A 9,387-nucleotide genomic window follows, 5' to 3' on the forward strand; every position below is an offset into this window, starting at 1 on the left:
ACACCACACAGCACGGATGACGGGTGACCGGCCGGTCGGCGCGGACGCCATGACCAGGTCGCCCGGGTGTAGAAGCCACCGCTTGCCGCCAACGGACGCGGCCCTCGACCAGCCGCATCCGCACACGTGCGGACGCGTGACTGACATCACTCAATTCTCAGGGGGGAATGGGCCAGTGAAACGGCCTTCGCGCTCATCAGGGGCGCTATCGAAGAACACAACAGCGCCAACCCGGGGACACCGTCCCGCACTTCGCGACCTCTGCGCCGTTCTGCTGCCCGTCACGCTCGCCGCCGGGCTGCTCGGCGCCGGACCGGCTAGCGCGGATGATGACTCAGACGACGGCGGATACCCTGTCTCCGACCGCCGCCTCGTCGTCGAAGCGTGGACCTGGGGCGGCCCGGGTGTGAAGGCGGGGGCGGAGAAGGCCCTGGTCGGCTCGGACGAGGACGTCAAGAAGTTCCTCGCCGACAAGGACGCCATCGGTAACGACGACGACCGCGTCGACATCAGTCGCATGGTCGCCGTGGGCGGCCCGGCTGTGCAGGAGGCGGCCAAGAACGCACTGAAGTCCACCGACCCAGGTGCCGTGCGTGCCTTCCTGAAGGACGGCTGGAAAGCGCCGCTGCAGGAGGACCAGCGGGTCGAGGCGTCCCGGGTCATCAACTTCGGCGGTCCGCAGGTCAAGCAGGCCGGGATGGCAGCCCTGAAAGGCACCCCGGAGGACGTCGCCCGGTTCCTGAAGTCGGGCCAGTATGAGGCGCAGGAGACCGACGACCGGGTCGAGGTCTCCAAGATCATCAATGACGGCGGCCAGGCAGTGAAGGCGGCCGGCAAACTCGCCTTGCAGGGCACACCCGACGACGTGGTGGAGTTCCTCGAGGTCGGGCAGTTCGTAGCCCGCAACAAGGACCAGGAACACGCCACCATCCAGCAGCTGCTGGACCAGGCGCAGAAGGCAGGAGTACGCGCGCAGGCGGCCACCGAGGCGGCCAAGGCGGCCTCCGCGCGAGCCAAGGCCGCCTCCGCTCTGGCCAAGGAAGACGCACAGCGGGCGGCCAAGGAGACGCAGGCGGCCAAGGGCGACTCCCAGACCGCCGCGGCCCGGGCCCGGCAGGCCGCCAGCGCCGCACGCGCCGCCGCCGGTGCGGCGCAGGAGGCGATCGGAGCGGCGAACGCGGCCAATGAGTCGGCCCGTATCGCCGCCGCCGCTGCCGCACAGACCGCCAGCGCCGCCGCCGCAGCAGCCGACGCCGCCTCCCGCGCTTACAACGCCGCCGCTGCCGCGGCTGGTAACGCGAGCAAGGCCGAGGACGCCAAGAACGCTGCAGCCAACGCACGGGCCACCGCGCTGCTGGCGGCCAAGTCGGCCCAGGCCGCTCAGGCGGCCGGAGACGCCTCCCGGGCCGCCAAGGCCGCCGCGGCCGACTCGCTGGCCGCCGGTGCCGATGCCAACGCCGCAGCTGACGCCGCGGACGAGGCCAGCGCCGCCGCCGACGCTGCCGGGGTCCACTCGGAAGAGGCCGCACAGGCGGCGGCAGAGACCCGACGGCACGCCGCTGAGGCCAACCGCGCGGCCAACGCCGCCGAGGCGCTGGCCCAGGAGTCCGCGGACGCTGCCTACGCCGCGCGTGACGCGGCCAAGGCTGCCGCCGACCACGCCAACAATGCAGCCGACGCCGCCGACGACGCGGCCAAGCACGCCGGCCAGGCGGCAGACGCGGCCAAGCAGGCCGACCGGCAAGCCGATGCCGCCAAGAAGGCCGCCGACACCGCCGGCCTGGCGGTGTCGACCGCCAAGAAGGTCTTCGACATCGCCCGCAAGACCGAGGCCGAAGACCTCACCAGCCGCACCAACGCCGCCATCGAACGCGCCAGGAGCCGCAAGGACCAGGCTGACGCCCTCACTTCCCAGACCGCCGCCAACGTTCTTGAAGCACGCGGCCTGGACGACACCGCACAGGCCCTGGCCGCCGAAGCCGCCAAGCCCGACGCGGACACCACGGCACTGGCCGCCAAGGGACGCCGGCTCGCCCTGCAGGCGCTGAGGGACCTCGGCCCGCTCAGCCAGCAAGCGGCCACCCAGGCCCTGTCCGGCACCGACGCCGACGTCATCGCCTACCTGCGCACCGGCTGGCAGACCGCCAAGACGCAAGAGACGCGCGAGCAGGTCTTCGAACTCACCACCGACAGCCCCTACCAGGCGGTGCGCACCGCCGCCGCAGACGCGCTCAAGGGCAGCGACCAGCAGGTCGCCGACTTCTACACCACCGGCCAGTACACGGCTGCCAACGACGACCTGCGGGTGAAGGTCTCCCAGATCAACAACGCCGGCGGACCCGGAGTCAAGGAAGCCTCCAAGGCCGTCCTGGCCACCAACGACCCCAAGACACTGGCCGCCTTCATCGCCACAGGCCAGTACTCCGCCCGCAACGACGACGAACGCGTCACCGCCTCCAAACTCGTCAACGACGGTGGCCCGGAGGTCAAGGCGGCCGCCAAGATCGCCCTGGCCGGCCCCGCCGACCAGCTCGAAGCCTTCCTCAACGTCGGCCAGTACATGGCCGACCGCAAGGACAAGCTCGCCGACACCCACAACGCCCAGATGCAGCGCCTGATCGCTGAAGCCTCCGGCATCGCGGCCACAGCGCGCAAGAACAGCTGGCTCGCCGCCAAGGCAGCCGCCGATGCCCACAAGGCAACCACCGACGCCCAGAAGGCAGCCAATCAGGCAGCCAACTCCGCCCATGAGGCCCAGGGCTACGCCCACGACGCCGACGTGGCCGCCACCAGTGCGGAGAACTCCGCGGACCAGGCCCGCAAGTCCGTGGCCACCGCGCGTGCCGCTGCCGACGCCGCCGACCACGACGCCGCCGACGCCACTGAATCTGCCGCCCAGGCCGAGTTCAACGCCAACTACGCACGCACCTCCGCCACCCAGGCCGACCAGTCGGCCGCCGACGCCCACGACTCCGCGGTCGCGGCCGGCAAGAGTGCCAAGGAAGCCCAGGAACAGGCTTCCCAGGCATGGCAGATCACGATGGACAAGCGCCGGGCCGAGGAAGCCGAAGCCCGCCGTCAGGCCGCAGAAGCACGCAAGGCACAGGCCGAGGCCAAGAAGAAGACTCAGCACTGCCATTACATCCCCCGCCTCGGCTACTACCCGGACTGCGTCAAGGACGGCGGTGTCATGGATCCGCCGATCAATGTGGATCCGCAAGAGGCCGCCATGATCTACGGCGGACTGTGGACGCTCTCCGGCGGCAAGGACATCCAGGACTGCATCGAGAACCCCACCCTCGGAAAATGCGCCTTCGCCGCCATGGTCGTCATCCCCGGCGTCGGCGAACTCAAGGCCGCCAAGAAGGTCGAAGAGGGCGTCGAAGGCGTGGCCGAGGCCAGCCGGGTCAGCAGGACCGTCGACGGCTGGCTCCCCCAGGACGCCGTGGACAAGGTGCCGGACTCACTCAAGCCCTTCATGAAGGAGAACAAGAAGGGCGTCGGTTACCGCTGGAACGACGGCAAGGGGAACGGCGTCCGGATCGACCAGGGAAACCCCAACAATTCCCAGGTGTTCCAGCAGGTCGACCACGTCGTCATCAACTCCGGTGGTAAAATCATCGGCCGCGATGGAACGCCCATAGCTGGCTCGATCAAGGATCACGCAGAGGAGGCCCACATCCCGTTGGAGGAATGGCTGCGCTGGAAGGAATGGGACAAGCCATGAATCAGACACCGCAGGTGCGACTGCCGCAGATGCGCGAGCAGATCATCGCAGCGGTACACGCGCTGTCCGACCCCGACCACCAGCGACGCGTCTGGATCGAGCGCCAGTACCCCCACCCGGGCTATTTCGATGACCTCACGCTGAACGTCCACATCCTCTACGACGACACCGCCGTACTGGACAACCCATCCGGGGCGATCGGCCACACACTCCGCGACGCCTCGGAGGCGCAGACCATGCAACGCCTCGCCGACCGCCTCAACGAGATCCTCGACGCCCTGGACCCCGAGGCAGATGACGCCGCCTACCTCGGACACCAACTGTGGCCAGGCGTCGTCGAAGCCGCGGCACAGGCCCACGCAAGCCTCACCCGGTGACGCCCTGAGGCCACTGACAACCTCAGCGCCTCGGGGCTGACCACACCACATCTTGCCGCTCTTGTCGGCTCGGCCGGACCCCAGCCCGGCCGACAAGAGCCCGACCCTCCTCCAACCCAGGGCGGTTTCAAAGCCGGGGTGATCTTGTAGGTATGCCGGTCACGGCAGTGTGCCGATGTCCGGCGACCACGCGATGTACGCAACGAAGCTCCGTTGTGCAGGTGACCTTCCCAAGTCGCCCTCGCCCAACGGAGCTTCGATGTGCCGTCAGTCTGCCTGATCAAGTCGTCCTCGCGTCAGCACAAGGCACCGCCCGGACGGGTGCCGCACTCGGCCTGGCTGATCACGCCCACCGCGAGCGCCGGCAGCACGGTCGACAGGCGCACCGAACGCGTCGGCCAGGAAACGGCGACCAAAACCAAGAGCGACGTGCTCGCAGCGGCAACGACAGTGAAGCTCCGCCATCTTGAAGTGGCTGATCAGCGGCGTGGCGTGACCTCGTTTGGGGGTGCTCGTGCTGGTCGTGGGCGCCAGTTTGTGATGTAGATCGTCCGGCGGGGCGGCTTTGTCGATGAGTTCACCGTCCTCAAACGGTCTACCCAGCGACACGACCGTTCTCGACAGGAGTGCCATGTCCACCATCCAGCCAGTGATCATTACCGCCGACCAGGACCTCCTGCTCGACTTCTATACGAAATTGTTCGGCGCCGAGGAGATCTTCCGGGTACCGGAGGCAGGCCCGGCCTTCTACCTCGGCTTGCGCATCGGCGACACCGACCTCGGGCTGGTGGCCAAGGCGAACCCGGGGACCGTGGCGGCGCCGCGGATCCTGCTCAGCATCGGTGTCGACGACGTCGACGAGACGCTCGGCCGGGTGGCGGCGCTGGGCGGCTCGGTCCGCAGCGGCCCCAACGACATGCCGTGGGGACAGCGTGTCGCCCACATCCAGGACCCCGACGGCAACCCGGTGAACCTCACTCAGCCGATCCCGGCCCGGTGACGCTGTTCCGCGGTGCTTGAGCTGATCGTGACCTACCTGCGGTAGCAATCAATTGCCAGCAGCAGCCTCGATGTTCGTCAGGACGAGCAGCGTGCGATACAGGTGGGTGGCGCGGACGGGGCCAGTACAGAGCTTGGCGAGGATCCGCCAGACGCCTCACCTCAGGTGGGCGAGCCCGTGCTCGACCAGTGCCTGCACTGCGGTAAGCACCCGATGGGGCCTGCTATTGACATCGCGTCAGGGGCCGGTTGCCGGCGTCCTGCACGCCGTCCGCGCCGACCTGCTGCGCCGCCTGGACCGCCCCGCCGAGGCGGCGGCGGAGTACGCCCGGGCCGCCGGCCTGATGGCAAGCGAGGCCGAGCGGGCCTGCCTGGAGCGACGAAGGAGAGAGATCGGTCCGACGACGACGTGACCGGCGCCGAGTGCGTCGTCAGGACCGGCTGACCGGCGTCGAGACACCCGCGGCCGATGGACCCGCCCCGGGATCGCCCCTATGGCCGCGTGACCCGCGTCGGGACCGTCACGTGGCGACGTGACTCGCGTCACCATGAGCCCCCGGAATGAACTTGAGGACCTGAAAGGTTGGTGTATGCATCCACTGAGACCTAGGCCCGGGCCGAAACCAGCCCGTGCACCACCAGCGAGGCATCCGTGAACCACCCCGCCATCGAGCAGCCCGCCGACATCGTGGCCCGGCTGCGCGCCACCTTCGCCACCGGTCGCACCAAGCCCGTCGAGTGGCGTACCGGCCAGCTGCGCCGGCTGCGCGCGATGCTCACCGAGCGCGGCGCCGACCTCGCCGCCGCCCTCCACGCCGACCTCGGCAAGAGCGGCACCGAGGCCTACCGCACCGAGATCGACTTCACCATCCGCGAGATCGACCACACCCTCGACCACCTCGAGGAGTGGCTGCGCCCGGAGCCCGCACCGGTCCCCGCCCACCTCGGCGCCGACGCCACGGCCTGGACGCAGTACGACCCCCTCGGTGTCGTCCTCGTCATCGCCCCCTGGAACTACCCGGCGCAGCTGCTGCTCGCCCCGCTGGTCGGCGCCCTGGCCTCCGGCAACGCGGTGGTCGCCAAGCCGAGCGAGCTGGCCCCGGCCACCTCGGCAGCCTTGGCCGAGCTGATCCCGGCCTACCTGGACACCGACGCCGTCGCCGTGGTCGAGGGCGGCGTCCCGGAGACCACGGCCCTGCTGGCCGAGCGCTTCGACCACATCTTCTACACCGGCAACGGCACCGTCGGCCGCGTCGTGATGCGTGCCGCAGCCGAGCATCTGACCCCCGTCACCCTCGAACTCGGCGGCAAGTCCCCGGTGTTCGTGGACCAGGGCGCCGACCTCGACGTGGTCGCGAACCGGCTCGCCCGCGGCAAGTTCCTCAACGCCGGCCAGACCTGCGTCGCCCCCGACTACGTCCTGACCGACCCGGAGACCGCCGCCTCCCTGGAGGCCGCACTGGTCCGCGCGGTCCAGGCAGTCTTCGGCACCGACCCTGCCGAGTCGCCGGAGTACGGCCGGATCGTCAACGAGCGGCACTTCGACCGGCTCTCCGCCCTGCTCGGCTCCGGCCGGGTGGCGGTGGGCGGCGACAGCGACCGTACGGCCAAGTACATCGCGCCGACCGTCCTCGCGGACGTCGACCCGGAGTCGCCCGTCATGCGGGAGGAGATCTTCGGCCCGATCCTGCCCATCGTCACCGTGACCGGCCTGGACGAGGCGATCGGCTTCATCAACGACCGTGACAAGCCGCTCGCGCTGTACGTCTTCACCGAGTCCGACGCGACCCGTGCGCGCATCGCCGCCGAGACCTCCTCCGGCGGCCTCGGCTACGGCCTGCCCCTCGCCCATCTCACTGTCTCCGACCTGCCGTTCGGCGGTGTGGGCGAGAGCGGCATGGGCAGCTACCACGGCCGCTACTCCATCGAGACGTTCAGCCACCGCAAGGCGGTGCTGGACAAGCCGCTCGGCTGAGTCCCCGTCGGCCGCCCGGCGGCGGAAACGCTACCGTGCAACGGAGTTGACACCATGCCGTGCGTGATGTGTGGCGGACCTGGTGGGTGTCCCGGCCGCTGTCCAGGCGGGGTCGAGCCGGGGCAGATCCGAACTGTGCGGCCACGGCCCCTTCTCGGGCCTCGTCGGCTGGGGGGACGACGAACAGGAGGCCACTGCGTCTCGCTGTTCGCCAGCCCGGCCGCGCTCAATGCGATATTCACCAGAGTCACCGGATTCAACGGCACGGGCTCCGGGGCTTGTGCGAGACTCCGCCGATGACCGCTGAAACGATCACCGCGGATGCCTCGGGCACCTGGAAACTCGGCGACCTGCCCGTCCACCGCACAGGCTTCGGAGCCATGCGGCTGACGGGCAGCGCCGCCTTCCACCTCGGTACACCCAGCGACCGCGCACGCTCGATCGCCGTGCTGCGCCGGGCCGTCGAACTCGGCGTGAACCACATCGACACCGCCGCCTTCTACTTCTCCGCCACCCGCTCCGCCAACGAACTGATCAACACCGCCCTCGCCCCGTACCCCGACGACCTGGTCATCGCCGCCAAGGTGGGCCCGTTCCGCGACTATCACGGCGAGTGGGGCACCGCGGCCCGGCCCGACCAACTGCGCGGTCACGTCGAGGAGAACCTGCGCCAGCTCGGCCGCGACCACCTCGACGTCGTCTATCTGCGCCGGATGGGCCAGGACTCCGTCGCCGAACACTTCGGCGCGCTCGCCGAACTGCGCGAGGCCGGACTGATCCGGCACCTGGGCATCTCCGACGTCGCACCGCACCACCTCGCCGAGGCGCTGGAGATCGCCCCGGTGGTGTCCGTACAGAACCGGTACGCACTTGACCGCCCCGATCCCGTGGCCGACGAGGTGCTGCGCCTCTGCGGCGGACACGGCATCGCCTTCGTACCGTTCTTCGCCGTCGCCGGAGAGGCCGGGGCTCATGCGGCGGCCGACACCCACGACGACACCGTGCGCGACATCGCCCGTGCCCACGGCGTGAGCCCCGCGCAGATCCGTATCGCCTGGACCCTGCACCAGGGCCTGCACGTCCTCGCCATCCCCGGTACCGGCAACCCGGACCACCTCGCGGAGAACATCGCCGCGGGCGCCCTGCGGCTCACCGCGGACGAACTGGCACGGCTGGACGCCCTGCACGCCCCCGCAGGCTGAGACGCCGGGGGTGCGTCTTCTGGGCGGCGGCCCCCGGACGAGCGGTCCTCCCATAATGGTGTGCGGGGGCACAGCCGTACGAAGGCCCCATTGACTACCATCGTGTAGACGGTCGCCCGGGCCGCAGACGAAGACGGGGTGAGGAACGTTCCATGACCGAGGCGAAGGACGAGCGCCGGCCGGCCGGCGAACTCGAAGCGAGTGTCATGGCCGCACTCTGGGCCGCCGCCGCGCCCCAGACACCCGGCCAGGTCCAGCGAAGCCTCGGCGCGGACCTGGCCCGCACGACGGTGACCACGATCCTCACCCGCCTCTACGACAAGGGGGTCGTCGAACGGCACCGCCAGGGCCGGGGCTACGCCTACCTCCCGGTCCAGGAGGTCCAGGACGCCCACGGCCTCACCGCCCGCCGGATGCACAGCGAGCTGGACCGCGACGGCGACCGCGAGACCGTACTCGCCCGCTTCGTCGCCCAGCTCAGCCCCCGCGACGAACGCATCCTGCGCGACCTCCTCGAACCCGACGAACGATGACCGCACTGCTTCTGCTGCCCCTGCTGCTGCCGATCGCCCTGCCGGCCCTGGCCCGCCGGGCCCTGGACCGGCTGGCCCCGGTCGCCGCGCTGTGGGCCGTCACCGCGAGCGCGGTCGTCCTCGCCGGCTGCTCACTGGCCGCGCTCGGCTCGCTCGTCCTCGTCGGGCTGCTCAAGATCCCGCTCTTCGCCGCGGTCGGCCAGCTGGTCCACCCGCTGCGCACCGCCTCGGACCTCGTCGTCCTGCCCGCCGCCGCGACCTCCGTCGGTGCCCTCGCCGTCTGCGGCTGGACCCTCGTCCGCTCGGTGCTGCACCAGACCCGCGCCTTCCGCGCCGCCCGCACCCAGGCCGGGCGCGGGCCGTCGGCCGGCGACCTGTGCGTGGTGGACTCGCCCCGCCCCGATGCCTACGCGCTGCCCGGCCGCCCGCACCGCATCGTCGTCACGACCGCGATGCTGCGCAGCCTGGACGGCCCCGAGCGGGAGGCGCTCTTCGCGCACGAGCGGGCGCACAACGACGGCCACCACCACTACTTCCTCGCCGCCGCCGAACTCACCGCGCACTGCCACCCGGC

Annotated in this window: 8 protein-coding genes; all 8 read left to right on the forward strand. The window is 70.5% G+C overall.

Annotation, left to right across the window (positions count from 1 at the left end):
- The first annotated feature begins 49 nt into the window (after positions 1-49).
- Positions 50-3,727, forward strand: coding sequence for an ALF repeat-containing protein (locus M878_RS000000101185; RefSeq protein ID WP_280923694.1), 3,678 nt, complete (start codon positions 50-52; stop codon positions 3,725-3,727).
- Complete coding sequence (locus M878_RS87595) at positions 3,724-4,104, forward strand: SCO4402 family protein (RefSeq protein WP_023553031.1); 381 nt, start codon at positions 3,724-3,726, stop codon at positions 4,102-4,104. The genes M878_RS000000101185 and M878_RS87595 overlap by 4 nt, the downstream gene beginning before the upstream one ends.
- Before the next feature lie 631 nt (positions 4,105-4,735).
- Positions 4,736-5,104 (forward strand): VOC family protein, encoded by a 369-nt coding sequence (locus M878_RS87600; protein ID WP_023553032.1) that lies wholly within the window; start codon positions 4,736-4,738, stop codon positions 5,102-5,104.
- 226 nt (positions 5,105-5,330) lie between these two features.
- On the forward strand, positions 5,331-5,516 hold the full coding sequence (locus tag M878_RS96910) for a hypothetical protein (RefSeq protein ID WP_280923673.1): 186 nt from the start codon (positions 5,331-5,333) through the stop codon (positions 5,514-5,516).
- Between the two features lie 239 nt (positions 5,517-5,755).
- Positions 5,756-7,078, forward strand: coding sequence for an aldehyde dehydrogenase family protein (locus M878_RS87610; protein ID WP_023553034.1), 1,323 nt, complete (start codon positions 5,756-5,758; stop codon positions 7,076-7,078).
- 296 nt (positions 7,079-7,374) lie between these two features.
- Positions 7,375-8,280, forward strand: a complete 906-nt coding sequence (locus tag M878_RS87615; protein ID WP_023553035.1) for an aldo/keto reductase — start codon at positions 7,375-7,377, stop codon at positions 8,278-8,280.
- A gap of 152 nt (positions 8,281-8,432) precedes the next feature.
- Positions 8,433-8,813, forward strand: coding sequence for a BlaI/MecI/CopY family transcriptional regulator (locus M878_RS87620; RefSeq protein WP_023553036.1), 381 nt, complete (start codon positions 8,433-8,435; stop codon positions 8,811-8,813).
- A partial coding sequence (locus tag M878_RS87625) for a M48 family metalloprotease (protein WP_023553037.1) occupies positions 8,810-9,387 on the forward strand: 578 nt, incomplete at its 3' end. The genes M878_RS87620 and M878_RS87625, both read left to right, overlap by 4 nt.

It is taken from the genome of Streptomyces roseochromogenus subsp. oscitans DS 12.976, from assembly GCF_000497445.1.
Taxonomy (GTDB): Bacteria; Actinomycetota; Actinomycetes; order Streptomycetales; family Streptomycetaceae; genus Streptomyces; species Streptomyces oscitans.